At 62.3% G+C, this 26,616-nt stretch carries 31 protein-coding genes; 25 read left to right on the top strand and 6 right to left on the bottom strand.

The features are described from left to right. The first annotated feature begins 19 nt into the window (after window positions 1-19). From MUU55_RS12135 to visR, 10 genes are all read left to right on the top strand, one after another. Entirely contained in the window at window positions 20-2,305 is a 2,286-nt protein-coding gene (locus MUU55_RS12135) for a chemotaxis protein CheA (RefSeq protein WP_244761028.1), read from the top strand. Between the two features lie 6 nt (window positions 2,306-2,311). Beyond that, window positions 2,312-2,776, top strand: coding sequence for a chemotaxis protein CheW (locus MUU55_RS12130; RefSeq protein ID WP_244761027.1), 465 nt, complete (start codon window positions 2,312-2,314; stop codon window positions 2,774-2,776). Continuing rightward, window positions 2,773-3,675, top strand: coding sequence for a protein-glutamate O-methyltransferase CheR (gene cheR / locus MUU55_RS12125; RefSeq protein WP_244761026.1), 903 nt, complete (start codon window positions 2,773-2,775; stop codon window positions 3,673-3,675). Before MUU55_RS12130 ends, cheR begins: the two co-directional genes overlap by 4 nt. Next, a complete protein-coding gene (cheB, locus tag MUU55_RS12120) occupies window positions 3,672-4,727 on the top strand; it encodes a protein-glutamate O-methylesterase CheB (protein WP_244761544.1) in 1,056 nt (351 codons plus the stop codon). The genes cheR and cheB overlap by 4 nt, the downstream gene beginning before the upstream one ends. Further along, entirely contained in the window at window positions 4,727-5,116 is a 390-nt protein-coding gene (locus MUU55_RS12115) for a response regulator (RefSeq protein WP_069059978.1), read from the top strand. Before cheB ends, MUU55_RS12115 begins: the two co-directional genes overlap by 1 nt. Beyond that, a complete protein-coding gene (cheD, locus tag MUU55_RS12110) occupies window positions 5,113-5,667 on the top strand; it encodes a chemoreceptor glutamine deamidase CheD (RefSeq protein WP_244761025.1) in 555 nt (184 codons plus the stop codon). Before MUU55_RS12115 ends, cheD begins: the two co-directional genes overlap by 4 nt. 90 nt (window positions 5,668-5,757) lie before the next feature. Then, on the top strand, window positions 5,758-6,147 hold the full coding sequence (cheT, locus tag MUU55_RS12105; RefSeq protein WP_244761024.1) for a chemotaxis protein CheT: 390 nt from the start codon (window positions 5,758-5,760) through the stop codon (window positions 6,145-6,147). Window positions 6,148-6,414: 267 nt separating this feature from the next. Continuing rightward, window positions 6,415-8,112: a flagellar basal-body MS-ring/collar protein FliF gene (fliF, locus tag MUU55_RS12100; RefSeq protein ID WP_244761023.1), complete on the top strand. Its 1,698-nt coding sequence runs from the start codon at window positions 6,415-6,417 to the stop codon at window positions 8,110-8,112. Window positions 8,113-8,684: 572 nt separating this feature from the next. Continuing rightward, the gene (gene visN, locus MUU55_RS12095; RefSeq protein WP_244761022.1) at window positions 8,685-9,428 is read left to right on the top strand and encodes a transcriptional regulator VisN; all 744 of its coding nucleotides are present in this window, start codon (window positions 8,685-8,687) and stop codon (window positions 9,426-9,428) included. A gap of 10 nt (window positions 9,429-9,438) precedes the next feature. Beyond that, on the top strand, window positions 9,439-10,182 hold the full coding sequence (gene visR, locus MUU55_RS12090) for a transcriptional regulator VisR (protein ID WP_244761021.1): 744 nt from the start codon (window positions 9,439-9,441) through the stop codon (window positions 10,180-10,182). Between the two features lie 52 nt (window positions 10,183-10,234). Here visR and MUU55_RS12085 read toward each other — a convergent pair whose 3' ends face one another. From MUU55_RS12085 to motA, 6 genes are all read right to left on the bottom strand, one after another. Next, window positions 10,235-10,681 (bottom strand): hypothetical protein, encoded by a 447-nt coding sequence (locus MUU55_RS12085; protein WP_244761020.1) that lies wholly within the window; start codon window positions 10,679-10,681, stop codon window positions 10,235-10,237. Window positions 10,682-10,686: 5 nt separating this feature from the next. Next, on the bottom strand, window positions 10,687-11,766 hold the full coding sequence (gene flhB, locus MUU55_RS12080) for a flagellar biosynthesis protein FlhB (protein ID WP_244761019.1): 1,080 nt from the start codon (window positions 11,764-11,766) through the stop codon (window positions 10,687-10,689). 112 nt (window positions 11,767-11,878) lie between these two features. Beyond that, entirely contained in the window at window positions 11,879-12,916 is a 1,038-nt protein-coding gene (gene fliG / locus MUU55_RS12075; protein ID WP_244761018.1) for a flagellar motor switch protein FliG, read from the bottom strand. Between the two features lie 30 nt (window positions 12,917-12,946). Then, window positions 12,947-13,534: a flagellar motor switch protein FliN gene (gene fliN, locus MUU55_RS12070; RefSeq protein WP_244761017.1), complete on the bottom strand. Its 588-nt coding sequence runs from the start codon at window positions 13,532-13,534 to the stop codon at window positions 12,947-12,949. Between the two features lie 62 nt (window positions 13,535-13,596). Next, the gene (locus MUU55_RS12065; protein ID WP_244761016.1) at window positions 13,597-14,541 is read right to left on the bottom strand and encodes a FliM/FliN family flagellar motor switch protein; all 945 of its coding nucleotides are present in this window, start codon (window positions 14,539-14,541) and stop codon (window positions 13,597-13,599) included. Between the two features lie 3 nt (window positions 14,542-14,544). Beyond that, window positions 14,545-15,423: a flagellar motor stator protein MotA gene (motA, locus tag MUU55_RS12060; protein WP_244761015.1), complete on the bottom strand. Its 879-nt coding sequence runs from the start codon at window positions 15,421-15,423 to the stop codon at window positions 14,545-14,547. A 172-nt stretch (window positions 15,424-15,595) separates the two neighbouring features. Between motA and MUU55_RS12055 the strand changes: the two genes are divergently transcribed. The 15 genes from MUU55_RS12055 (at window position 15,596) to MUU55_RS11985 (ending at window position 26,493) form a co-directional block, all read left to right on the top strand. Next, complete coding sequence (locus MUU55_RS12055; RefSeq protein ID WP_244761014.1) at window positions 15,596-16,375, top strand: DUF1217 domain-containing protein; 780 nt, start codon at window positions 15,596-15,598, stop codon at window positions 16,373-16,375. Window position 16,376: 1 nt separating this feature from the next. Beyond that, entirely contained in the window at window positions 16,377-17,102 is a 726-nt protein-coding gene (flgF, locus tag MUU55_RS12050; protein ID WP_244761013.1) for a flagellar basal-body rod protein FlgF, read from the top strand. A 54-nt stretch (window positions 17,103-17,156) separates the two neighbouring features. Beyond that, on the top strand, window positions 17,157-18,512 hold the full coding sequence (fliI, locus tag MUU55_RS12045) for a flagellar protein export ATPase FliI (protein WP_244761543.1): 1,356 nt from the start codon (window positions 17,157-17,159) through the stop codon (window positions 18,510-18,512). Beyond that, the gene (locus tag MUU55_RS12040; RefSeq protein WP_244761012.1) at window positions 18,509-19,072 is read left to right on the top strand and encodes a flagellar protein; all 564 of its coding nucleotides are present in this window, start codon (window positions 18,509-18,511) and stop codon (window positions 19,070-19,072) included. Before fliI ends, MUU55_RS12040 begins: the two co-directional genes overlap by 4 nt. 198 nt (window positions 19,073-19,270) lie before the next feature. Then, window positions 19,271-19,651: a flagellar basal body rod protein FlgB gene (gene flgB, locus MUU55_RS12035; RefSeq protein WP_244761542.1), complete on the top strand. Its 381-nt coding sequence runs from the start codon at window positions 19,271-19,273 to the stop codon at window positions 19,649-19,651. 3 nt (window positions 19,652-19,654) lie between these two features. Beyond that, window positions 19,655-20,074: a flagellar basal body rod protein FlgC gene (flgC, locus tag MUU55_RS12030; protein WP_244761011.1), complete on the top strand. Its 420-nt coding sequence runs from the start codon at window positions 19,655-19,657 to the stop codon at window positions 20,072-20,074. Next, window positions 20,071-20,400, top strand: coding sequence for a flagellar hook-basal body complex protein FliE (gene fliE, locus MUU55_RS12025; RefSeq protein ID WP_244761010.1), 330 nt, complete (start codon window positions 20,071-20,073; stop codon window positions 20,398-20,400). The genes flgC and fliE overlap by 4 nt, the downstream gene beginning before the upstream one ends. Window positions 20,401-20,409: 9 nt before the next feature. Beyond that, entirely contained in the window at window positions 20,410-21,192 is a 783-nt protein-coding gene (gene flgG, locus MUU55_RS12020) for a flagellar basal-body rod protein FlgG (protein WP_244761009.1), read from the top strand. Window positions 21,193-21,215: 23 nt separating this feature from the next. Beyond that, window positions 21,216-21,725 carry a flagellar basal body P-ring formation chaperone FlgA gene (gene flgA, locus MUU55_RS12015; RefSeq protein WP_244761008.1) on the top strand — a complete coding sequence of 170 codons (510 nt, stop codon included), beginning with the start codon at window positions 21,216-21,218 and terminating at the stop codon, window positions 21,723-21,725. Beyond that, window positions 21,725-22,837: a flagellar basal body P-ring protein FlgI gene (locus MUU55_RS12010; RefSeq protein WP_244761541.1), complete on the top strand. Its 1,113-nt coding sequence runs from the start codon at window positions 21,725-21,727 to the stop codon at window positions 22,835-22,837. Before flgA ends, MUU55_RS12010 begins: the two co-directional genes overlap by 1 nt. Further along, window positions 22,834-23,364: a MotE family protein gene (locus tag MUU55_RS12005; RefSeq protein ID WP_244761007.1), complete on the top strand. Its 531-nt coding sequence runs from the start codon at window positions 22,834-22,836 to the stop codon at window positions 23,362-23,364. Before MUU55_RS12010 ends, MUU55_RS12005 begins: the two co-directional genes overlap by 4 nt. Then, window positions 23,361-24,071: a flagellar basal body L-ring protein FlgH gene (flgH, locus tag MUU55_RS12000; RefSeq protein ID WP_244761006.1), complete on the top strand. Its 711-nt coding sequence runs from the start codon at window positions 23,361-23,363 to the stop codon at window positions 24,069-24,071. Before MUU55_RS12005 ends, flgH begins: the two co-directional genes overlap by 4 nt. Before the next feature lie 32 nt (window positions 24,072-24,103). Then, entirely contained in the window at window positions 24,104-24,628 is a 525-nt protein-coding gene (locus MUU55_RS11995) for a flagellar basal body-associated FliL family protein (RefSeq protein ID WP_244761005.1), read from the top strand. Further along, window positions 24,625-25,371: a flagellar type III secretion system pore protein FliP gene (gene fliP / locus MUU55_RS11990; protein ID WP_244761004.1), complete on the top strand. Its 747-nt coding sequence runs from the start codon at window positions 24,625-24,627 to the stop codon at window positions 25,369-25,371. Before MUU55_RS11995 ends, fliP begins: the two co-directional genes overlap by 4 nt. A gap of 237 nt (window positions 25,372-25,608) precedes the next feature. Beyond that, a complete protein-coding gene (locus tag MUU55_RS11985) occupies window positions 25,609-26,493 on the top strand; it encodes a flagellin N-terminal helical domain-containing protein (RefSeq protein ID WP_244761003.1) in 885 nt (294 codons plus the stop codon). Window positions 26,494-26,616: the final 123 nt, after the last annotated feature.

Here is a 26,616-nt window from a genome sequence, read left to right as displayed (position 1 = left end):
TCAGCCAGGATTATTCCCGATGGATATGAACGAAATCAAAGAGATCTTTTTCCAGGAATGCGAGGAGCAGCTCGCCGAACTGGAATCCGGTCTCTTGAAGCTGAACGACGGGGATCGCGACCCGGAAACGGTCAACGCCGTGTTCCGTGCCGTGCATTCGATCAAGGGCGGTGCCGGTGCATTCGGCCTCGATGACCTCGTCTCCTTCGCCCACGTGTTCGAGACGACACTGGATTGCGTTCGATCCAACAAGCTGGAGCCGACCCAGGATGTCCTGAAGGTCATGCTCAAGTCAGCCGACGTCCTGGCCGACCTGACGAATGCGGCGCGCGACGGCGGAAGCGTCGATGAAGCGCGCAGCCGCACCCTGATCCGCGAACTGGAAGCGCTCGCCCATGGCGAGGTTCCGGCCGCGGCTGAAGCCCCGGCCCCGAAGCCCGCAGCCGCTGCTCCCAAGGCGGCCGCCCCGGCGCCGGTGGTGGTTGAAAAGCCCGCCGTCAACGACGAAGGCTTCCAGCCGATCCCGTTCTCCTTCGGCGATTTCGACGACGAGCCGGCCGACCACTACGTGCCGACCATCCAGATCGCGTTCAAGCCGAAGAAGGACCTCTACGCCAAGGGCAATGAAGCCGTTCTCCTGCTGCGCGATGTCTCCCGTCTCGGCGAGATGAGTGTCTATTGCGACATGGATGCCCTGCCGACGCTCGACAAGATGAATCCGGAGGAAGCCTATTTCTCCTGGAAGATCTCGGTCACCACCGAAAAGGGCGAGGACGGCGTGCGCTCCGTCTTCGAATTCGCCGAGTGGGATTGCGATCTCGATATCCAGACCATCGAGGAAGATGTCGTCGGCGAGGTGACGGAAGACGAAGAGCAGCCGATGCAGCCGGTGCCCTTCGACCTGTCGATGCTCGATGACGGCGCGTCCTCCGCGGGCGACGAGCCGGCCGTCATGGAAGGCGATGTCGCCGCAGCCGTCGCCGCCGCCGAAACCGTGACCAAGGTCGCGCAGGCCGCGAGCCGCGCTGCCGAAAACAAGGCGGCCTCCGCTGCCGCCTCGGCCGCAAGTGCCGCCCAGGCCAACCAGGCCGCTGCCGCAGGCCAGACGATCCGCGTCGATCTGGACCGCGTCGACCGCCTGATCAACCTCGTCGGCGAGCTCGTCATCAACCAGGCGATGCTCTCGCAGAGCGTCGTCGAGAACGACACCAATGGCACGTCCTCGATCAATATGGGTCTCGAAGAGCTTCAGCAGCTCACCCGCGAGATCCAGGATTCGGTCATGGCCATCCGCGCGCAGCCGGTCAAGCCGGTCTTCCAGCGCATGGCCCGTACCGTCCGAGAAATCGCCGACATCACCGGCAAGTCAGTCCGCCTCATCACCGAAGGCGAGAACACCGAAGTCGACAAGACCGTCATCGACAAGCTTGCCGAGCCGCTGACGCACATGATCCGCAACGCGGTCGACCACGGCCTCGAAATGCCGGAGAAGCGCGAAGCTCTCGGCAAGAACCCCGAGGGCACGGTTCGCCTGACGGCAAAGCACCGTTCGGGCCGCATCGTCATCGAGCTGGCCGACGACGGCGCCGGCATCAACCGCGAGAAGGTGCGCCAGAAGGCCATCGACAACGACCTGATCGCGGCCGACGCCAACCTGTCGGACGAGGAAATCGACAACCTGATCTTCCACGCCGGCTTCTCGACCGCCGACAAGGTGTCGGACTTGTCCGGCCGCGGCGTCGGCATGGACGTCGTCAAGCGCTCGATCCAGGCGCTCGGTGGCCGCATCTCGATTTCGTCGAAGCCCGGCCAGGGCTCCGTCTTCACCATGAGCCTGCCGCTGACGCTCGCCGTTCTCGACGGCATGGTGGTCACGGTTGCCGGCCAGACGCTCGTCGTGCCGCTGACGGCCATTGTCGAGACGCTGCAGCCGGAAGCCTCGGCCATCCATTCCTTCGGCGCCTCGCAGCGGCTGATCTCGATCCGCAACTCGTTCTGCCCGCTGGTGGATGTCGGCCGGATCCTCAATTTCCGTGCCACGCAGGCCAATCCGATCGAGGGTGTCGCACTCCTCGTTGAATCGGAAGGCGGTGGCCAGCGCGCCCTCATGGTCGATGCGATCCAGGGCCAGCGCCAGGTCGTCATCAAGAGCCTGGAAGCCAACTACACCCACGTACCGGGCATCGCCGCCGCGACCATTCTCGGCGATGGCCGCGTCGCCCTCATCCTGGACGTCGATGCGGTGGTTGCCGCCTCGCGCGGCCAGTCCCTGAAACAAGACGTCTCGCTTGCTGCCACGGGTTGATCATCCATGTCGTATGCGGTCAATAATCACAGTCACGGACGCGAACTGATCGCCTTCAGGATCGGCGATCAGGAGTTCTGCGTGAACATCATGTCGGTCCGGGAAATCCGTGGCTGGACGCCGGCGACCTCCATGCCGCATGCGCCCTCCTACGTGCTCGGCGTGATCAACCTGCGCGGCGCCGTACTGCCCATCGTCGATCTGTCGATGCGGCTCGGCATGAAACCCGTGGAACCGACGGTGCGCCATGTCATCATCGTCGCCCAGGTCGGGCCGAAGGTGGTGGGCCTGCTCGTCGATGCGGTGTCCGACATCCTGACCGTGACCGACGACAACATGCAGCCGACGCCCGATATCGCCAACGAAGCCGCTAAGGCCTATGCCCGCGGCATCTTCGCCATCGAGGGTCGCATGATCTGCCAACTCGAACTCGATGCCCTGTTCCCGCATTCGGAAAGCGAAGCTGCATGACCCATCCGGCCTTCGATAGCAGACAGTCTCCGGATGAGTGCCTGGCCAGCGGGGAATACCCGCTGACCCGCAGGGACCTCTCCGAGATCGCGGCCATGATCTACGCGGATGCGGGCATCTATCTCAACGAGACCAAGGCCTCGCTGGTCTATTCGCGCCTGTCGAAGCACATCCGCCAGCTCGGCCTGAAGGGCTTTCGCGAATATTGCGCGCTGGTCTCCTCGCCGGCCGGTGCAGCGCCTCGCAAGGAGATGCTGTCGCACCTGACGACGAACTTCACGCGCTTCTTCCGTGAGAACCATCACTTCGATCATTTGAAGAGCGACGTCCTGCCGGACCTTCTGGCGCGCGCCCGCAATGGTGGCCGCGTGCGCATCTGGTCGGCGGCCTGTTCGGACGGGCAGGAGCCCTATTCGATCGCGCTCACCGTGCTCTCGATGATGCCGAACGTTGCTGACTACGACTTCCGCATTCTCGCGACGGACATCGACCCGAAGATCCTGGCAATCGCGCGGGCCGGGGCTTACGACGCCAATGCGCTGGAAACCGTCAATCCGGCGATGCGCAAGCAGTTCTTCCGCGAAGTCGATGCCGGTGGCCGCCAGAAGTGGCAGGTCGACGACCGGGTGAAGAAGCTCATTACCTACAACGAACTGAACCTGATGGCCCAGTGGCCGTTCAAGGGCCCGTTCGACGTCATCTTCTGCCGCAACGTCGTCATCTATTTCGACGAGCCGACGCAGATGAAGATCTGGTCGCGCTTTGCCGGCATGCTGGGCGACAACGGGCACCTCTATATCGGCCATTCCGAGCGCGTCTCGGGCGAGGCGAAGAACCAGTTCGACAATATCGGTATCACGACCTACCGCTACACCGGCAAGCACAGGAGGGGCGCATAATGGCACCAGCGCGCGTACTCGTCGTCGACGACTCGCCGACCATGCGCGGTCTGATCACGGCCGTGCTCAATTCCGATCCGGATGTCAACGTCATCGGCCAGGCCGGTGACGCCATGGAAGCCCGCAACGCGATCAAGCAGCTCAATCCCGACGTCGTGACGCTGGATATCGAGATGCCGAACATGAACGGGCTCGAATTCCTCGACAAGATCATGAAGCTCCGGCCCATGCCGGTCATCATGGTTTCGACGCTCACCCATCGCGGCGCCGAGGCATCGCTTATGGCGCTGGAAATCGGCGCCTTCGATTGCGTCGGCAAACCGCAGCCGGGCGACGCCCGCCCGTTCGGCGATCTTGCCGAAAAGGTGAAGGCCGCCGCCCGCTCGCAGCGCCGCTTCCAGGCCGAGCCGCCGCCGCTCGCGCCGACCTCGGCCAACGTCAATCCCGCTGCCGCCTACCGGCCCGGCCGCAGGGTCGTGGCCATCGGTTCGTCCACGGGCGGCGTCGAGGCGCTGATTGCGGTGTTGCAGAAATTTCCGGTCAATTGCCCACCGACGGTCATCACGCAGCATATGCCGCCGACCTTCACAAAGAGCTTCGCAGAGCGGCTAAACCGCCTCTGCGCACCCGTGGTGCAGGAGGCGACGGACGGTGCACGGCTTGAGATCGGCAAGATTTATCTGGCGCCGGGCGGCGACCGCCATCTCCAGATCGCCAACCCGCATGCTCCGTGCTGCCGGTTGATCGAGCGCGACCCGGTCAACGGACATCGTCCTTCGGTGGACGTGCTCTTCGATTCGGTGGCTGAACTTGCCGGCCGCAACGCCGTCGGTGTCATCCTGACCGGCATGGGCCGGGACGGGGCGAGCGGCCTTCTGAAAATGCGTCATGCAGGGGCGCGGACCATCGGTCAGAACGAAAAAACCTGCGTCGTTTATGGAATGCCGAGAGTGGCTTTCGAATTGGGTGCAGTCGAACACCAGTTTCCGCTTTCCTCCATCGGGGAGGAAATCTTGAAGATCACTGCGGCCCGTAGAGAAGGGAGCGAATAATGTCTATCGCTGAAAAGATCAAAGTCCTCATCGTCGATGATCAGGTGACCAGTCGCCTGCTTTTGGGTGATGCCCTGCAACAGCTTGGCTTCAAGCAGATCACGGCTGCCGGCGACGGTGCACAGGGCATGGCCATCATGGCCCAGCAGCCCCATCACCTCGTCATCTCCGACTTCAACATGCCGAAGATGGACGGCATCGAGTTTCTTCAGGCGGTGCGGTCCAACCCCACCACCAAGAAGGCGGCCTTCATCATCCTGACCGCGCAGGGTGACCGTGCGCTGGTGCAGAAGGCGGCGGCGCTCGGTGCAAACAACGTTCTCGCCAAGCCGTTCACCATCGAGAAGATGAAGGCTGCCATCGAAGCCGTGTTCGGGGCATTGAAATGATAACAGACGCCGGGACGCGCCGCGTCCATGTCATTCAGGGCGAATACAAGGTCATCAACGACCCGAATGTGGTGCTCACCACCATTCTCGGTTCGTGCGTGGCCGCCTGCATGCGCGACCCGGTGATTGGCGTCGGCGGCATGAACCACTTCCTGCTGCCGGGGTCAGCGGAGGCCATGGCCTCCGGCGGCGACGCCACGCGCTACGGTGTGCATCTGATGGAACTTCTGATCAACGGTCTTTTGAAGCAGGGCGCGCGCCGCGACCGGCTGGAGGCCAAGATATTCGGTGGCGCCAGGACGATTGCGCGCTTCTCCAATGTCGGCGAGCAGAACGCTATGTTCGCCCGTCAGTTCCTGATGGACGAAGGCATCAAGATCATGGGCGAAAGCACAGGCGGCGAGCATGGGCGCAAGCTGGAATACTGGCCGTCGAGCGGCCGGGCCCGGCAATATGCCCTGACCGGTGTCGAGACGCAGAAGACGGTGGCGCTGGAGCAGCGGCCGGTTCCCGTCGCAAAGCCCGTCGAGAGCTCGATCGAATTCTTCTGATCGGCGGTTTCTCCGCCGGGAAGCGAAAGTACGAACAGTCTTGCGTCGCCGGCTCAGTCATCCGCCGGCTCGTACAAAAAAGGGTAATCCATGCAAGCCGAGTATCTGAGTGCAGCAAATGCCATGGAGGAAGCCCTTCCGGATGTCCTGATGCGGATCGTCTCCGAACTGCACGACGTCGCCTATCTGATCGAGCGCATCGAGCCGCAGCTCGCCGCCATTCATGGCGAAGTGCCCGAACACGCCTTCGAGCGCATGATGGTGCTGCAGGGCATCGACCTCGCGGTCCAGAAGACACGCGGGCTTGCCGAGTTCATCGATACCATCACCGCCAGCATTCCCGACAGCTGCATCGTCGACATCACGACGGCGCTGAATCTGGTGAAGCTTGCCGACATGCAGAAGGCGCTGAGCAACGGCATGCGCCACGGCCATTCGCAGCCGCTCGGCAAGGCGGCAGGCGATTTCGAAGCCTTCTGATTGATCTGAAACGACAATTCATTCTTGAGACGGCGCCCATGCGGCGCCGTCTTCCGTTTAAGCGCCCGTTTTGCAGCGTGGCCGCGCCATGCTCGCGCAAGTTTCGCCGTCTAGTCTCCGAGCCGGATCAGTTAGGTCCGCGTATTCCATGGGGCAGGTCGGCGCGTGCGGAAATGTGCCGGTTCCGTCCCACGAGATTGAAAATGCGTCTTGCGAGTGCCGGCATGTTAGCCCGGTGGCAAGGCGCCAAGTCCGTGCGGGAACAGAATGAATCTGTTGGAACAGTTGACGAAAGTCTACAAGAACCTGGCTTCGCTGGGGCAGGCGAAACTTGCGATGCTGGCCGGTGCCGCGATCGTTTCGGTCGGCCTCGTGCTCGCCGCCGGGATCATGGTGAACAAGCCCGCCTATGAGACACTCTATGTCGGACTGGAAAAGTCCGACGTGAACCAGATCAGCCTGGCGCTCGCCGAAGCCAACATCGATTTCAACACCGGAACCGCCGGCGACAGCATCGAGGTCCCGGTTGGCCAGACCGGCAAGGCGCGGCTCTATCTCGCCGAGCGCGGCCTGCCGAGCAGCGCGAACGCCGGCTATGAGCTCTTCGACAAGGTCGGTTCGCTCGGCCTCACCTCATTCATGCAGGAAGTGACGCGCGTTCGTGCCCTCGAAGGCGAAATCGCCCGCACCATCCAGCAGATTTCCGGCATCGCCGCCGCCCGCGTCCATATCGTGATGCCGGAGCGTGGCAATTTCCGCAAAGCCGAACAGGTGCCGACGGCCTCCGTCATGATCCGCGCCAGTGCGCAGGCGGGCCGCGAATCGGCTGCCGCCATCCGCCACCTCGTCGCCGCCTCGGTTCCCGGTCTGGAAGTGGATGGCGTGACCATCCTCGATTCCGCCGGCCAACTTCTCGCCTCCGGCGACGATGACGAGAACGGTGCGGTGAACCGCTCGCTGACGGCCGTCCAGACCGTCCAGAGCGAGATCGAACGCAATATCGAGAAGGCGCTCGCGCCCTTCCTCGGCATGGACAACTTCCGCGCCAGCGTCACTGCCGCCCTGAACACGGATTCCCAGCAGATCCAGGAAACGGTCTACGATCCGGAATCGCGCGTCGAACGCTCGGTCCGCGTCACGCGGGAAAGCCAGAAGTCGCAGCAGCAGGCTGACAACAAGGCCGCGACCGTCGAGCAGAACATTCCCCAGGGCGGCCCGCAGGGCGAGGCCAACGGCCAGAAGTCGAGCGACGAGGCCGACAAGAAGGAAGAGCAGACCAACTACGAAATCAACAGTAAGACCGTCGCCACGGTGCGCAACGGCTTTGCGGTCGAAAAACTCTCCGTCGCCGTCGTCGTCAACCGGGCGCGCATCGCTGCCATGGTCGGCGAGCCGGCGGATCAGGCGAAGATCGACGCCTATATCGCCGACATGCAGAAGATCGTCTCCTCGGCGGCCGGCCTCAATACCGAACGCGGCGATATCGTCACGATCAACGCGATGGAGTTCCTCGACCACCAGCTGCTCAACGAAGCGGTGCCGGGTCCCGGCGTCATGGAAACGCTGACGCGCAACCTCGGCGGCATCATCAATGCGCTTGCCTTCCTCGGTGTGGCCGTGGTCGTGGTCTGGTTCGGTCTTCGCCCGGCAGTCCGGTCGATCACCGGCGGCGGTGCCGCGGCAGGCAACGCACTGGAAAGCGATGCGGCCGGTCTCGAGTTGCCGGACTTCTCGCCGGCGGCGGGCATGGGCGGCCCCGGTGCGACGCTCATGGACGGCTTCGGCGCGGACTTCGGTTTCGACAGCACGGACGACCTGCTCAATGCCGGCGACGATAGCGACGGCACGTTCAACCGCCGCGTCAAGGAAGGCCCGGAGCGCCGTCTCGGCCGCATGGTCGAAATCAGCGAGGAGCGCGCCGCCAAGATCCTGCGCAAGTGGTCCATCGAGAAGGAAGCCGCCTGACGGCTTTCCCGGAACGACGAAAAAGGCGCGGCCCGCAATGGCCGCGCCTTTTTCGTCTTGACGTTCGGCAGTCCGAGTTTTTGACGCCGCTGTCGCTTTTCGGCAACGCTCTCGCACCCGTTCGACGCAATTTTTTCGCGTCGGGTCTGCCGTTGCGCCCTGCCGGGAATCGACCAGGCCGTTCACGAAAAAAACTTTTCGGCCGTGTCGGTTGTATCGCTCGGCTCCACCCGACAATCCTGAATCGAATGAGCAACATCTTTTTTCGAGAGATGTGATGAAGTGTTTGAAATATTGTATAGTTAACAGTGTCTTAAGCTGAAGTGGCTCGTCAGATCCGTTCTGCGCACACGGGGCAAATCACTCGAGGCCGGGCGACTCATAGAAGCCGCCAAAAGTAAATCCCGAGAAGAGGGCGGTGGTTTTTAGCGATGGTCGATGTACACTTTAGTTACTGATTCGCTTGGTGATTCTTGCCGATGCGGCCTGATCGGAAGGAGTTCGGACGGTTCCGGATTCCTGATGGGAAGGAGGCGGGAATTGTCCGTTCTGAATCGGAACAGGGGGCTATCATGGAAACGATCCGGTCGGATGTCGCGGCCTGGGAATCCTATGGATTCTCCGCCGAGTCTGGTGAGCGTAAGAGTGCGCGTGAGCTTCTGGTTCAACATCTCGGACGCTGCGCGGATCGCGCCGGCCTGTCCTCGGGTTTGAAAGCGCTGACCGATTATGTCAGCGCCTCCCACTATCTTCTCGTTCGTCACGACGTGTCGCCAGAAGCGGGGCTCGACGCCATCGTCGCTTCTGACTGGCCCTTCGATATGGTGCGCACCACGGCCGGCGCCATTGTCGCCAGCCAGTCCCGCCTGAGCGAACTGGACAAGTGCCTTGGTCTCCTCAAGCCCTGCTTTGCCCATCTCAGCGACGAGATCGCGGTGCCGCACGGCGTCAGCCGCGAATATTGCGCCGTCGCCTTTCATGTCGGGCGGGTGCGCATGTCGCTTGTGCTGCTCTTCCCGGAGCACTTCATTCTCTCGCAGAGCAAGCTGCGTGATGTCGGCGTTATGACCGGCTATTTCGCCAGCGTCTGCTGCCAGGGCGTGATCACCAGGCAGGACCGCGAGATGGACCTGACCGACCGTGAAATCGAGTGCCTCTACTGGATCGCCGAAGGCAAGACGAGCGATGAGATCGCCGTCATCCTCGGCATATCCCGCAACACGATCAACAACTACATCACCAGCGTGATGCGCAAGACCGCGACGAAGACGCGGTCGGAAGCAATCGCCTGGGCCGTTCGCAACAGCCTGGTCTGAGGAGAACGTCATGGGTATCCAGCTTTCCGGCGCCACCAACCTGGAGACGGAAATCCGCCTTGCGCGGCCGCCAAAGGCAGTACGCGCTTCCGATTTCGTCTCCCGCCTGCAGGTGATGCAAACCATCCTCGGCGCCGAACATTTCGCGGTACTGCGCGTTGCCGGCCATGGTCTGCCCTCGGCGCGCAAGCTGACGCTTTCGCTGCACAACTGGGCGAGCAACGTCGAGGGCAATGCGCGCATCCTGATCGAGGCCTACGGTGCCACGATGCTCGCCCATCTCGAAGCCTCGATGCTGCCGCTTGTCTGGGAAGGAGCCGGGGACAACCAGCTCGTCGAAACCGGCGCTGAACCCTTCACCAAGCGCCTTGCCGCGCGGCTTCTGCCATGGTCCGGCCTTGCCTTTCCGGTGCGCCTCGGGACGCATGGAAATGGCTACGTCGTCTTCACCGGCGCTTTCATCTCGGCGTCGAGCGACCTTGTCGTCGACATGCATATGAAGAGCTGCCAGGTGCTGATCGACATGCTGGCCGTCGATGAGAAGAAGCTGGCGCCCTCCGAGGCGCTGAGCGAACGCGAGATCGCCTGCCTCCAGATGGCCGGCGACGGATGCATCTCCGAAGCCATCGCGGAAAAAATGGGACTTTCCGTGCATACGGTGAATGCCTATCTCGGCACGGCGACGACGAAGCTCGACGCGGTCAACCGCATCCAGGCCATCGCCAAGGCCATCCGTCTCGGCTACATCACCTGATAAAAAACGGCCATGGACACCATGGCCGTTTTCCGCATTTCCGTCGCTCGCCTCAATGGGCGTGCTGCGATGACGCGGGATCGGATTTCACGTAGCGGGATTCGGCAAGGCTCTTGCGCAGGAACGCGGTGTTGTCGTCCGGATCGGGCGATGGGTCGTTGAAGGCGACATGGGTGACTTCCACGCCGGCCGTATCCTTCTGCAAAAGCAGCTTGGCATAGACCGTCACGCCCTGCGGGCGGATTTCCATGTCCAGCGTCACTTCCGGCTCTGTATCCCAGTCGAGGCGATAGTCGCCGCCGGCGCCGAAATTGATCGTGCCGGGCAGGAAATACAACTCTGCGGCCGAAGAGACCAGGTCGGCCAGGTTCCCGTAGCACTCGAAACGCAACAGCGAGACGAGATCGGCGGCATCGAGCAGTCTGAGCTCAGTGGCGACCGGGCAGATTGCTTCTGCAACAATCTTCTCGCGCTCGGCGGAGTAGGTGCATTTTCTCATCGGATCTAGTTTACCCGTCTGGTCTGGGGCGAAGCTGCATAAACCCGGTGAATCAGCTCTGCCACGGCCTTGTAGAACACCGGTGGAATGACACTATCCACCGAGACTTGCGCAAACATTGAGCGTGCGAGCGGCGGATCTTCGAAAACGGGAATTCCGTTCTCCTCGGCGATCTCTCGGATCTTCAAGGCAACGAGGTCCTGGCCCTTGGCGACGACGACAGGCGCATCGCCCTCTTCGCGCACGTATCGTAACGCAACAGCAAAGTGAGTCGGGTTTGCGATGACGAGTGTGGCGCGCGGTACGGCCGTGATCATGCGGCGGCGGGCACGGTCGCGCTGGATCGAGCGCATGCGGGCCTTGACGATCGGGTCGCCCTGCGACTGCTTCATTTCCTCCTTCACTTCCTGCTTGGTCATCATCAGTTCGGTAAACCAGTGATGGCGCGTCCAGGCGAAGTCGATGCCGGCAATGATCGCGGTGGCGAAGAGGACGATGAGCAGGACCTTGTTGATATCGGTCGTCATCATGTAGATGAGCGCCGCTGGCTCGGAAAACATCGTGTCGAGCGAGGCGAAATAATTCGTCCGCATGGCGATGGCCACGACGAGCGACACGAGAAGGATCTTGATCAGCGACTTGCCGAATTCCACGAGGCCCTGCTTGCCGAAGAGACGGCCCAGCCCCTTGACCGGGCTGAGGCGGGACATTTGCGGACGCACGCGTTCGAGCACCGGGCTCGGCAGGTTCTGGAAGACGGATGAAGCGATGCCGAAGATCATCATCATGGCGAGGATCGGCACAAGAAGCGCGCCGGCCTCCCAGCCGAGATGCCGGAAGATCGCGATGACATCGGTGCCGGACTTCAGGTTCCAGGCCTCAGGCTGCTCGAAGAAGTCGCGCAACGTCTCGTTCATGCGCGCGATGCCGTCCGGCAGGAAGAAGACGAGGAAGAGATAGATCGCCAGCGTCGAAGCGAAGATCGTGATCTCGCGCGAGAAAGGCGTGTTGCCCTTCTCCATCGCATCCTGGATTTTCTTCTCTGACGGCAGCTCTGTTTTGCTGTCTTTGTCTTCGTCCGACATGGCGCATCCTGCGGTGGCTCAAACCACCAAATAGCAAACGGCCCGAATCCCCTGTCTGGAGAGTCGGGCCGCTGGATACGCTCGGCTTGCGGCGATGTCGTGTCAAGGCGGATCAGGCGGCCTGGGCTTCCTGTTCCTTCTCCTTCAACTGGATTTGTCCGGCTGCGGCTAGGCGAATGGCTTCCTGCGTGATCGAGCGGCGGGCGATGGCCACTTCACGCGGGTTGCCGATATCGCCGGCGGCGAGGTCCGATTCGATCATGCGGCGCTGGCGTGCACCGATCGAGGACAGGATCGACTCGCGCAGTTCCATCGTGGCGCCGCGCAGCGCCGCCGTGATGATGTCGCCCGAGACGTCGTTGAACAGCGACACCCGGCTTTTCTGCGGCATGTAGAGCACGTCCTCGAAGAGGAAGATCTTCGGGCGAACCTTCTTGACCGATTCGGTCGAGACCGTTTCGAGCGAGGCCAGCATCTCGTCGACCTGCGACTTTTCCAGCTCGTTCATGAGATCGGCGACCTTGTTCGAGCCGACAGAGTTGCGTTCCGAATCCAGCGCATTGATCATCTCGATGACGCGGGCCTCGACGATCGCGGTCGCCTTGGGGCTCGCGTCCTTGAGGTTGACGGTACGGTTGATGATGTCGGCGCGCTGCGCCTCGGGAATTTCCACCAGTACCTTGGCGCCGAAGGCGGAAGGCATCATGGAAAGGATGTAGGCGATGGTCTGCGGATGCTCGTTCAGCAGGAACTTCGAGACAAAGACCGGGTCGGCGTCCTGCAGACGGTCCCAGATCGTCGATTCGAAGGCCTGGAAGGCGGCGCGGCGGCCGAGCAGGCCATCCACTTCGTCCGGCGTCAGGCCCTCCTCGAGGATGCCTTCCATCATCTTGGCATTGTCCATCAGGCCCGCGCCCTCGGTGAAGAGGTCCTCGAACTCGTTGACGAGTTCGATCAGCTCGTGCGGCGGGATGGCGCGCAGGTTCTGCGCGGCGGCAATGATCGCCTGAAGCTCGCTTTGCGTGAAATATTTCAGCAGCTTGCCGGCCACGCCCTTGCCCATGGCGAGAAGAACGGCTGCTGCCTTCTCGACCGGCGATAGCGGCGCACCAAGCGCCGTGGACGTACCGAAATTTTCGAAATCCATCATGGATTATCCTCCTGAACCCTGAATCGGGTGTCAGACCTTGCGTGTACTCTTCACTTCAATGAGTTTCACCCCGAAGCGGGTGTCGTCGTTTTCAAGAACCGTAATTTCGCCGCGGCCGATGATGCGGCCGTTGACCATGACCTCGACGGGTTCGCCGATGCGGCGATCGAGCGCGATCGTTGCACCTTCGCTGAGGTTCATCAGGCTGGAAACCTGCATCTGGGACGAGCCGAGCACGATCTGCAGATCGATCGGGATGTCCATGATGAGGTCCATGTTGGACTCCATCGCGCTGCCCGGACGGGGCGCTTCGCCGAGGTCGGCGGAGAAATCATTGCCGCCGCCGAAGTCGTTGCCGCCGCCGAAATCCGAACCGCCGAAGCTTGCGCCGCCGCCGAAATCGGAAGTTGCCGCCGCGCCGCCGAAATCGGAGCTGCCGAAATCACCACCGAAGGCCGCGAGCGGATCGTCCGTCGCGGTCAGATCGGTGCCGAGCGCGCCGGAGGCATCCTTCTGAAGAACGCCGCGCAGGTCGTCGATCGCCTGCTCCAGTTCCTGGTCGCCTGCATTGATGGAAGACATGATGTCGTCAGCGATGGGTGTTTTCTTCGGTGCCATATGACCACTATTCCATTCGAAACTTGCCTGAGGCTCGCCGCCCCGTACGCGTCATGCGTAAACTATCCGATGATGTGCTGGAGGAGCTCGTCCTCCGATCCGTAGGTATCCTTGACCCTGACCGTGTAGCGCGCGCCCGACCGGCCGAATTCGCAGACATAGAGATTGCGGCCGTTGGCGTTGACCTCGACGCGTACGTCACCTGATTCGTTGAACGGGATGATGTCGCCGGCCTGCAGGCGGCTGATCGTGTCGAGCGTCTGGGCTTCGAGCCGGATACGCGCCTCCAGCGTCACCTTCGAACGGCGGACCTGTTCGCCGAGGCGCTCGCTCCACTCGACGCGGGTCTTGGGAGCATTGGCGGCCTTCGGCGCGGAGATGGTCGATTTCAGGAGCACGCTCTGCGGAATGACGACGTGGAAGGTGGAGAGAACCGGACCGATGCCGACGGCCATGTTGACCATCGCCACAAAATCGTTCTCCGAACCGTCCTCGGTCGGCTTGCGCGTTTCGGCATTGTGCGCATGGCCGAGGAACGGCTCATAGCCGTTGGCACCCGATACGGCGGTCTTCAGCACGCTGGAAATGCGGTCGAACATCATTGCGGCCAGGTCGAGCTCGATCTTGGAAAGCGGGCGCGCTTCCGGATCCTCGATCGAATCGCTGACGGCGCCGAGCATGTTCTCGACGAGCGTGATGATCATCGGGCTGTCGCAGATCAACGTGAAGCGATCGCACCAGTCGCGCAGCGACGCGTCGCACATCGCCATCGCCCCGCCCAGGCCCTCGATCAGCGGACCGTACTTGCCCGTTTCGAAACCGGCATAGGAGACCGCGACGTCGAAGCCGAGCTCGCTTTCCAGCATGTCCGGCAGGAATTCGGCGAAGACGTCGCCCAGGGTGGCGCAGAGCTTCGAAATTGTCGCCGTGTCGCCAAGCTTGCCGGTAAGGCGCGCGAGCACGATCGGATCGAGGGACGGGGCTGCTGTCACGGTCGCTTCACTCATTGCTTAGGCCGCCTTCGTGTCGCCGCCACCGCCGGGATTCATCATTTCCTGCTCGACCGCGTCGATCGATGGGCGCTCATAGGAAGAGATGGTCTTGCGGCCGTATTCCAGCGCCACCTGCGGCACGGAACCGTTCATGTAGGCGAGCAGCGTCTGCTTGACGATGATGTAGAGGCGGTTCTGCTTCTCGCGCACGACCTTGATGTTGGTCGCGATCGGCGTGACGATCGAATAGGACAGGAAGATGCCGAGCATGGTGCCGACGAGGGCCGAGCCGATGAGGCCGCCGAGAACCTCAGGCGATTCGTTGATCTTGCCCATCGCCTTGATAACCCCGAGAACGGCGGCGATGATGCCGATGGCCGGGAAGGCGTCGCCCATGGTCGAGAGCGACTGGTAGGGCTTCATCTTGTCGCGCGTGATCGTCTGGATTTCCTCGTCCATCAGCGCCTCGATCTCGTGGGAGCGGGCATTGCCGATGATGATGAGGCGGACGTAGTCGCAGATGAAGGCCGTCAGTTCCTTGTTGGCAAGAACCGTCGGGGCCGACTGGAAGATTGGTGATTCGTCCGGATTGTCGATATGAGCTTCGATCTCGTTGCGCGACTTGGTGCGCAGATCCCGCATCAGGCTGTAAAGCACGCCGAGCGTATCGAGATAGTGGCGCTCCTTGGGAACCTTGTGCTTGAACGCTTCCATGAGCGCCTTGCCGGTTTCCTTGATCACTTTCATCGTGTTCGCCACGATAAAGCCGCCGACGCCCGCGCCGCCGATGATCATGAGCTCGAATGGCTGGTTGAGCACCTCCAGGTGCCCGCCCATGGCCATGAAGCCGCCCAGGACGCAGCCGATCGTAACGATAAGACCAATGATGATATTCATGAGCGCAGTTGTCCCAACACAATTCTGACCCTTCTGGAAATACGGTTCCAGCCTTGCGTGAGGCTGTACCTAACACCCGGTTTACGGATCAGGTTCGCGCAAGGAAAAGGCCGCAGGATTATGGCTCATAACGGGCCATCGCGCCCTCTTGCACCTTGATCGGCGGGCTATCGTGACGACCACCTATACGAGCTACCAGTTGATTTCTTCCGACCTCCAGACATCGCTGAAGCGTGTTTCGGAGCAGCCTGACGTCAAGCGCGAGACGGAATACTACCTTGAGAAGATCGGTGGCGTGAAATCGGTCGATGACTTCTTCGCCGACAGCCGCCTCTATAACTACGTGATGAAGGCGCATGGCCTGGAGGACATGGCCTATGCCAAGGCCTTCATGCGCAAGGTGCTGACCGAAGGCGTCGACAACAAGGATGCCTTCGCCAACCAGCTCACCGATACGCGCTACAAGGCGCTGGCGGAATCGCTGAATTTTGCGCGCCATGGCGAGATCGCCACGATCATGGAGAGCGCCCAGAAAGGCACCGTCGACAAATATACCCGCCAGACGCTAGAAGTCAGCGCCGGCGAGGACAACACGGGTGTTCGCCTCGCGCTCTATTTCGAGCGCATGGCGCCCTCCATCACTTCGGGCTACTCGATCATCGCGGACGATGCGATTGCACAGGTGGTGCGCACCGCCCTTCAGCTTCCGGCGGAGTTCGCAGCCACCGACATCGACCGGCAAGCCGCCTATTATGAAGACGTGTTGAAGCTCGACGAGTTCAAGGATCCCTCGAAGGTCGGCAAGTTTCTCGAGCGCTTCACCTCGATGTGGGAACTCGAAAACCCGACGGGGGGCATCGATTCGCTTGCCGCCTTCCAGCCGTCCGGCCTCATCGGCATTTCGACGGACCTGCTGCTTTCCATCAACAACCTGAAACTCGGAGGTCGCTGAGATGCAGACCGGGCTCTATGTATCGCTTTCGTCCCAGATTGCACTCGAACGCCGCCTGAACACGCTTGCCGACAACGTCGCGAACTCGACGACTGTAGGCTTCCGCGCCACCGAGGTGAAATTCAATCAGGTCGTAAGCGACCAGAAGGTGGCCGACGTCGCTTTCGTATCGCAGGGCAACGAATTCATTTCGACCCGCAGCGGTGGCATCACCGAGACCGGCGGCACACTGGACTTCGCCATCAAGGGCGATGCCTGGTTCCAGGTCGAAACGCCGTCGGGTCCGACGCTGACCCGCGACGGGCGCTTCACGCTGACCGATGCCGGTGAACTTGTGACGCTCAACGGCTATCCGGTGCTCGATGCCGGCGGCGGACCGATCCAGATCGATGCGACCAATGGCGCGATCCAGCTGAGCGCCGACGGCCAGCTCAACCAGAACGGCCGCCCCGTGGCAGCGCTCGGCCTCTTCGAGGCCGATCTGTCGGGCGGCTTCACGCGTGCCGGCAACAGCGGCATCATCTCGAAAATCCCGCCGGAACCAGTGGTTGACCGCATCGATGCGGGCGTGGTGCAGGGCTATGTGGAGGAATCCAACGTCAACGCCATCGGCGAGATGACGCAGCTCATTCAGGTCACACGCGCCTTTGAAAGCATTGCCTCGCTGATGCGCGACAGCGAGGAGTCGATGAACGAAGCGGTGCGTACGCTCGGCGGAAGCAAATAAACCATGGCGGCGGAGACCAGACCCGACGAGAGACGCATTCCCGATGGCGGGCGCATGCTGAGTGCGCTGGCCGGGGCCGTGAAGCGCTATTCCTCACCGGAATTCTCGGTCGTCCACGGCGGTCATGTGCAGACCATCGCGGCCGGCAATTACACGGTCAGCGGCCTGTCGCGCCATGTGCGGCTCGGCGAGTTCGTGGCGCACAGAAGCCCGGCGGGCATCCATCTCGGCGAGGTGGTCCGCGTCGAGCCGGATTCCGTCGTCGTCTGCCCGATCGAACCGGGCGAGCCGATCAGCATCCACGATACGGTGATCCGCAAGGGCGCCTTCCGCGTCGCACCGACGGCCTCCTGGTGCGGCCGAACGATCAACGCGCTCGGCGAACCGATCGACGGGCTCGGCCCGCTGACGCAGGGCGACGATCGCCGATCCATCTACAATTCCGCTCCGCCCTCGATGACGCGCAAGCGCGTCGAGAAGGGTTTTTCGACCGGCGTTCGCGCCATCGATATCTTCGCACCACTCTGCCTTGGCCAGCGTCTCGGCATCTTCGCCGGTTCGGGTGTCGGTAAATCGACGCTGCTGTCGATGCTCGCGCGCGCAGACGCCTTCGACAAGGTCGTTATCGCGCTGGTCGGCGAACGCGGCCGTGAAGTGCGGGAATTCATCGAGGATACGCTTGGCGACAATCTGGCGAAATCCGTCGCCGTCGTCGCGACCAGCGACGAGAGCCCGATGCTGCGCAAGATGGCGCCGCTGACCGCCGTGACGATTGCCGAGCACTACCGTGACCAGGGCGACAACGTCCTGCTCATCATCGACAGCGTGACACGCTTTGCCCACGCCATCCGTGAAGTGGCGACCGCCGCCGGCGAGCCGCCGATCGCCCGTGGCTATCCGGCCTCGGTGTTCACCGAGTTGCCGCGCCTGCTGGAGCGCGCAGGTCCCGGCGCCGAAGGCACAGGCAGCATCACGGCGATCATCTCGATCCTCGTCGACGGCGACAACCACAATGACCCGATTGCCGATTCGACGCGCGGCATTCTCGACGGCCACATCGTGATGGAGCGCAGTCTCGCGGAAGAGGGGCGCTACCCGCCGATCAATCCGCTCGCCTCCATCTCGCGTCTTGCCCGCAAGGCCTGGACGCCGGATCAGGAGAAGCTGGTGTCGCGCCTGAAGGCGTTGATCCACCGCTTCGAGGAAACCCGCGATCTCCGTCTCATCGGTGGCTACCGTCCCGGCGGTGACGCCGATCTCGACATGGCGATCAAGCAGGTACCGATCATCTACGAGGTTCTCAAACAGACGCCAGGTGAAAAACCTGCCGGCGATTCCTTCTCCGATCTTGCCATGGCGCTGAAGAATGCGGCCGGGCAGGGCGGCGGACCGGCCACGCGAAGGGGATGACAGTGACGGATTTCGATGCGGACGAAGCAGTCCAGCCCCTCAAGCGATCGGTGCGGCGCGGCTATAGCGTCGCCGACAAGGTGCTTGTCGGCACGGGCGTAATGCTCGCGGCGATGGCTGCCTTCTTTCCCTGGTATGTCTTCCTGAATCCGGAGAAATTCTCGGTGCCGGCACTTTGGGACGGTACGACCCGCAACCTGCCGGAAACGCGCGCCAAGGAGGTGGTCAGCGTGTCGCCGGCCGCGATGGTCGACGACGACAACGAACCGGCGCTCAAGGGTGTTGATCCGGTCGCGACGGCCAGTGCCACGGACGAGGGCAAGGAAACCAAGCTCGGGGTACCGGTCGAGTCGGGTCTTGACCAGCCGCTGCCGGCAAGCACCGGCTTCCGGTTGATGCATGTGGCGAATGGCCGGGCGCTGATCGAGGATGCACGTGGCATGTATATCGTGCGCGTCGGCTCGATCCTGCCGGATAACAGCCGCCTTGCGACGCTGGAACAGCGCGAGGGCGCATGGGTCATCGTGACCTCCAACGGCGACGTCATCAAGCGCAACTAAAGGCTGCGGGGTGCTCTGCCCCCCGCGGCCGATTCGGCGGTCCTGGCTTGTCCGGACCGCCCGCCCGCTCGCCGCGATGATTGCGGCTTGAGCATATTTAATCCCGGAAATACAGGTACTTGCAGCTGCGCCGTCACGGTGCAAGTCTGACGCAAGATTGGCTCCGTAGGTTCGCCTCGAACAAGGATGGAGCTTGTCATGCAACCGATACAACTGTTTGAACTGGCCTCGAAACAAGCCGATTGGCTTTCGGTCCGCCAGAGTGTCGTTGCAGGCAACCTCGCCAACGCCAACACCCCCGGGTTCAAGGCGAAGGACGTAACTCCCTTTCAGGCGGTGCTCGAGACGACGGGCATCCGCATGGCGGCGACGCAGCCGGGTCATTTCACCGAAACCGAAATGGCAAGCCGCGTCATCGAGACCAAGCCCACCGAAGAGATCGGCGTGCAGGAATCCGGCAACACAGTCGGTATTGCCGAGGAACTCATGAAGGAAGGTCAGGTCAAGCGTGACTTTGAGTTGAATGCCGGCCTCGTCAAGGCCTTTCATCGCATGATGCTGATGACAGTTAGAAGGTAAAAAATGGATCCGCTCGTAGCTTCCCTGAAAGTCGCGGCCTCGGGACTTGAGGCGCAGTCAACCCGCATTCGCATCGTATCGGAAAACCTGGCCAACGCCCGTTCGACGGGCGACACGCCCGGTGCCGACCCGTTCCGCCGCAAGACGGTGACCTTCGCCTCCGAGCTCGACCGCGCAACCGGCGCATCGCTGGTGCAGGTCGAACGCCTCGGCGAAGACGAGGGGCAGTTCTCGACGGAATACGACCCCGGTAACCCGGCCGCTGACGATCAGGGCATGGTCAAGATGCCAAACGTCAACATGCTGGTCGAAATGGCGGACATGCGGGAAGCCAATCGCTCCTATGAAGCCAACCTGCAGAGCATCAAGCAGTCGCGCGACCTGATCTCCGCGACCATCGACCTCCTGAGGGCCTCGCAATGATCGATAGCGTAGCGGGCGTTAAATCGCTCTTCTCCACCAATGGTCTTTCAGGCGTCAACGAGACGTCCAGCACCGTTTCCGCTGCCGCTGCGCAGGGAACCGGCACGGGCATGAGCTTCGCCCAGGTCATGGGCGACATGGCCACCGAGATGACGAACACGCTGAAGCTTGGCGAGACCAAGTCCTTCGAAGCCATCCAGGGCAAGGCGACGACCCGTGAAGTGGTCGATGCCGTCATGAACGCCGAGCAGACGCTGCAGACCGCCATCGCCATCCGCGACAAGGTCGTCACCGCCTATCTCGAAGTCGCAAGAATGCAGATCTGAGGACCGGACATGAAAGCCCTTGCCATCGCCGCCACCGGCATGAACGCGCAGCAAACCAATCTTGAAGTCATCGCGAACAACATCGCGAACATCAACACGACCGGCTTCAAGCGCGCCCGTGCCGAGTTCTCCGACCTTCTCTATCAGACCGAGCGTGCCGCCGGCGTGCCGAACCGCGCCAACCAGGCCGTGGTGCCGGAAGGCGCCATCGTCGGTCTCGGCGTCAAGACCGCGGCCGTGCGCAACCTGCACCTCCAGGGCGGCCTCGTTTCGACGGGCAATTCCTTCGACTTGGCGCTGATCGGCCGTGGCTGGTTCCAGATCGAGGCGGCCGACGGCTCCACGCTCTACACCCGCGCCGGCGCCTTCAACACCAATGCCGACGGCCAGCTCGTGACGCTCGACGGCTACACGGTCGTGCCCGGCATCACCGTGCCGCAGGACGCTACCGAAGTCACCGTCAGCAAATCCGGCCAGGTCTATGCGACGGTTGCAGGCCAGCAGCAGGATCTCGGCCAGATCACGCTGGCGAACTTCGTCAACGAAGCCGGCCTCGAGCCGCTCGGCGAAAACCTCTACCGCGAGACTGCGGCTTCCGGCCCGGCGAATGTCGGTGCGCCGGACGAAGCGGGCTTCGCTTATATCCAGCAGAACTACCTCGAGGCATCCAACGTCGATCCGGTCAAGGAAATCACCGACCTGATCTCGGCTCAGCGCGCCTACGAGATGAATTCCAAGATCATCCAGGCAGCCGACGAAATGGCGGCCGTGGTCAGCAAGAACCTGAGATAACAACCGACAGACACGCGGGGAACATGATGTTTCGCCTGATAGCAGCCCTTCGCAAAGCAAAGACCCTCTCGGCCTCGCGGCACGCAGCCCTTGCCGCGTCAGCCGTGCTCGTCGGTCTTTTCGCGGCCGACGCTGCGCTTGCCGATGCGCGCATGGCCGTCGTGCCGAAACGCACCATCTATCCCGGCGAGGAAATCCAGGCGGGTCTGCTCGAAGAGGTCGAGGTGACCAATCCGAACATCGTCAAGGGCTATGCCGAAAACATCGGCCAGGTCGACGGTCTCATCACGAAGCGCACCCTGCTCGCAGGCCGCGTCATCCTCGTCTCGGCGCTGCGCGAACCCTTCGCGGTATCCCGCGGCACCACCGTCCAGCTCGTCTTCGACAACGGCGCGATGATCCTGCGCGCCGCCGGTACGCCGCTTCAGGACGCGGCGATCGGCGAACTCATCAAGGTTCGCAACAAGGATTCCGGCGTGATCGTCTCCGGCACGGTCATGGAAGACGGAACCGTACATGTGGTGGCACGATGATGCAGCTTTTCCTCCGTCGCGTCGTTGCCGTTCTCGCGTGCATCATGCTTGCTACCGGCCCGGCGCTGCCGGCCGCCCGCATCAAGGACGTTGCCTCCTTGCAGGCCGGCCGTGACAACCAGCTCATTGGCTACGGCCTCGTCGTCGGTCTCCAGGGCACCGGCGACAGCATGCGCTCCTCGCCGTTCACCGAACAGTCCATGCGCGCGATGCTGCAGAACCTCGGCATCTCCATGGTCGGCACGCAGACACGCGCCAAGAACATCGCGGCCGTGCTCGTCACCGCCAACCTGCCGCCTTTTGCCAGCCCCGGCAGCCGCATAGACGTGACGGTCGGCTCGCTCGGCGACGCTTCGTCGCTGCGCGGCGGCACACTCGTCATGACCTCGCTTTCGGGCGCCGACGGCCAGATCTACGCGGTGGCGCAAGGCTCCATCGTCGTAACCGGCATCAGCGCCGGCGGCGAGGCCGCGACGGTGCAGCAGGGCGTCACCACCGCCGGGCGCGTGCCGAATGGTGCGATCATCGAGCGTGAACTTCCGTCGCGCTTCAAGGATTCGTCCGATCTCGTTCTGCAACTGCGCAACCCGGACTTCTCGACTTCAGTCGGCATGGCCGATGCCATCAACCGCTATGCGGCCGCCCAATACGGCAATCCGATTGCCGAATCGCGTGATTCGCAGTCGGTCTATATCGCCAAGCCCAAGATGGCCGACCTTGCCCGCCTGATGGCCGATATCGAAAACCTCGTCATAGAGACCGATGTGCCGGCGCGTGTCGTCATCAACGAGCGAACGGGCACGATCGTCATCGGTCAGGACGTGCGCATCTCGCCTGTCGCGGTCAGTTACGGAACACTCACCGTGCAGGTCAACGAAATGCCGAAGGTCGTCCAGCCTGAACCCTTCTCCCGCGGAGAGACGGCGGTCGAACCGAGCACCGACATCCTCGTCCAGCAGGACGGCGGGCAGGTTGCCTTGCTCGACGGCTCCAGCCTGCGCTCGCTCGTCTCGGGGCTGAACAGCATCGGCGTCAAGCCTGACGGCATCATCTCGATCCTGCAGAGCATCAAGACGGCGGGCGCCCTCCAGGCAGAACTGGTGCTGCAATGACAACCATGACCCTCTCTACCCTTGCCCGCAGGCTCGCTTTGCCGCTCGCCGGTTTCGTCATGATGGCCATTCCCGGCGCCTTCGCCGAGGAGCGCCCTGTTATCACGACCACGAATGCCAGCGCCGACGAGATTCGCGAATTCTGCACCAACATTGCCGACGCCGCGCGCGACCAGCGTTATCTCCTCCAGAAGCAGGAGCTGGAAACCCTCCAGAAGGACGTCGACGAACGCATCAGGACGCTGGAAGCCCGGCGCGCCGAATACGAAGACTGGTTGAACCGTCGCAACGCCTTCCTGAAGCAGGCGGAAGGCGGACTCGTCGAGATTTACCGCAAGATGAAGCCGGATGCGGCGGCGGCCCAGCTTGCCGAACTCAACCCGCAGATCGCTTCGGCGATCGTCATGAAGCTTCCGCCGCGCCAGTCGAGCACCATCCTCGGCGAGATGCCGGCCGACAAGGCCGCGCTGCTCACCCGTATCATCGCCGTCGCGGGCGATCCGAACACCTCAAAGGATCCGTCATGAAGAAGATCGCCTCTGCACTCGCCGTCGCGCTGGCATTGTCGAGCTGCTCCAGCCAGGCTCTCAAGGAAATCGGGAAGGCGCCGGCTATGAGCCCGATCGGCAGTGGGCTGAACTATGCCGAAACGCCGCAGATGGCGATGTATCCTAAGCAGCCGCGCACGGCGGTTGCCGGCTATTCGATCTGGAGCGACCAGCAGTCGGCGCTCTTCAAGGACTCGCGCGCCTTCAAGGTCGGCGACATCATGACCGTCAACATCCGCGTCAACGACCGGGCGAGTTTCGACAACAAGACGGACCGCTCACGGACCAACAAAAGCGGCATGAATTTCGGTATCGGCGGTTCGGGCAACAACTTCAAGGTCGATACCGAGGGCGATCTGACCTACGGCTCCTCGACCAGCACGAAGGGCGACGGTTCGACCGAGCGTGCAGAGCGGCTCAACCTGCTTGTCGCCGCCGTCGTGACGGGCGTCATCGAGAACGGCAACCTTCTGATCAGCGGTTCCCAGGAAGTGCGCGTCAATCACGAGCTGCGCATTCTCAACGTCGCCGGTATCGTCCGGCCGCAGGATGTCGATGCCAACAACCAGATCTCCTACGAGAAGATCGCGGAAGCCCGCATCTCCTACGGTGGCCGAGGCCGCCTGACCGAAGTGCAGCAGCCGCCGTGGGGCCAGCAGGCCGTCGACCTGTTCTCGCCGCTCTGACGCGGGCAAACCCAGGAAACGGGAAGAAAGACATGGCGGAAGAAGAGCAGGTCGTCGCGGAAAAGAAGCCGTCGATCGTCATAACCATCGCGATCATCGCCGTCCTGACGCTGTTTGCCGCTGGCGGCGGCTGGGTTGTGGGCAACATGCTGGCCCCGCCGCCGGCCGAAAAGCCGGCGGAGGAAGCGGCCAAGGCCGAGCCTGCCGCAGGTGGTCATGGCGAAGGCGGCAAGGCCGAGGCCGGCGAGGAAATCCCGCATATTTCGACCGCAGCCAACGGCATCGTGCTGCTCGATCCGATCACCAGCAATCTCGCCTACCCCTCGGAAAACCGCGTCCGGCTCGAGGTCGCGCTGATGTTCAAGGGCGCGGCGGACGTCAAGCTCGCCGAAGAGGTCCACCAGGACATCATGGCCTATATGCGAACGGTCACACTGCAGCAGGTGCAGGGGCCGCGCGGTTTCCAATATCTCCGGGACGACCTGCAGGAGCGGGTTGACCTCAGGTCCGAAGGGCGCGTAACCAACGTTATGTTCCGGACCTTTGTGATCGAATGATTCGAGCCCTTCTGACCTTCGTCGCCATGATAGCGATGACCGGTATGGCCTATGCACAGCAGCAGTTGCAGCTGCCGGGCAATATTCTCAACGCGCCCGTCGACGGCTCCGTCGCCTCCTGGATCATCCGCACTTTCGGGCTGCTCACCGTCCTGTCGGTCGCGCCCGGCATCCTGATCATGGTGACCAGCTTTCCGCGCTTCGTCATCGCCTTCTCGATCCTGCGTTCGGGCATGGGCCTGGCGACGACGCCGTCCAACATGATCCTTGTGTCGCTTGCGCTGTTCATGACCTTCTACGTCATGGCGCCCACCTTCGACCGGGCCTGGCAGAACGGCGTCGAGCCGCTCATCGCCAACCAGATCGACGAGACGGAAGCTGCCAAGCGGATCGCCGAACCCTTCCGTGAATTCATGGTCGCCAACACCCGCGACAAGGACATCGAGCTTTTCATCTCGCTTGCCGAGGAGCGTGGTCAGACCGTCGTCGAGAACAACGTCGCGGACCTGCGCGTCGTCATTCCGGCCTTCATGATTTCGGAAATACGGCGCGGCTTCGAGATCGGCTTCCTGGTCGTTCTGCCCTTCCTCGTCATCGATATGATCGTCGCCACCATCACCATGGCCATGGGCATGATGATGCTGCCGCCGACCTCGATCTCGTTGCCCTTCAAGATTCTGTTCTTCGTGCTGATCGATGGCTGGAACCTGCTCGTGGGCAGCCTCGTGCGATCCTTCAATTAGACCTTCTTAACCATACATCATTACCCGTCATTAACCCTGTTTTTCAATGGGTTGAATGCCCCTTGCCGGTTTAAGGACTTGGCAAGGATTGGCTGCGAGTTTTGGCATCACACGACGGGTTTGGTATCCCTCTGGATGTCTGGAGAAACCGAGTTGGCATGATGCCGAACCGCCGTAACCGGTAAGTAGTCAGTCCGGTATGTCCCCATCAGTATTTCGTTCAAAGGGACAACTAGAATGTCGAGCATTCTCACCAACACCTCTGCAATGGCAGCTCTCCAGACGCTGCGCACCATCAACAACGACATGGAAACGACGCAGGGCCGCATCTCGTCCGGCGAGCGCGTCGGCGCCGCCAAGGACAACGCTGCCTACTGGTCGATCGCCACCACCATGCGCGCGGACAACGCTGCGCTTTCCGCCGTCCAGGACGCCATCGGCCTCGGTGCTGCCAAGGTCGACGTTGCCTACAGCGGTGTTGAAGCTGCGATCGACGTCGTCAAGACGCTCAAGCAGAAGCTGGTTACCGCGACTGAACAGGGCGTCGACAAGACGAAGGTTCAGGAAGAAATCACCCAGCTCCAGGACCAGCTGAAGAGCATCGGCGCTTCCGCCACGTTCAACGGCGAAAACTGGCTTGCCGGCGGCAACGCAGAAGGCACCGTCGTCACCGGCTTCGTCCGTGGCGATGACGGCACGGTCAAGGTCACGACGGCAAGCTACGACTCGGCTACAAACGCCCTGTTCGGCGCCTACGATCCGTCCACCGGCGAAGTCGACGACAGCTCGGGCTACCTGGCCGACACGCTCGCTATCGAGCTGACGGACGCCACGACTGACGCTGAAGTCGCCGAACACCTCGACACGATCGAAACCGCCCTGACCAACCTGAGCACGGTCGGCTCGAACCTCGGTTCGCTCTCCATGCGCATCGGCCTGCAGGAAGACTTCGCTGCGAAGCTCTCCGACGCCCTCGACAAGGGTATCGGCCGCCTGGTCGACGCCGACATGAACGAGGAATCGACCCGCCTGAAGGCCCTGCAGACCCAGCAGCAGCTCGCCATCCAGTCGCTGTCGATCGCGAACTCGAACTCGCAGAACATCCTCTCGCTCTTCCGTTAATAACGGACGGGAGACGGCGGGAAGGCTGACCCCGCCAGATCCCACAAAAAGGCCGCGTCCGGAAACGGGCGCGGCCTTTTTTCGTTTTTCTTTCGCGTTAAAGAATTCCTTAACCTTATTGCG

The sequence above is a fragment of the Shinella curvata genome (genome assembly GCF_022899935.1).
GTDB classification, from domain to species: domain Bacteria; phylum Pseudomonadota; class Alphaproteobacteria; order Rhizobiales; family Rhizobiaceae; genus Shinella; species Shinella curvata.
The sequence above is the reverse complement of the archived record's forward strand: the minus strand, read 5'-3'. Positions and strand labels throughout refer to the sequence as shown.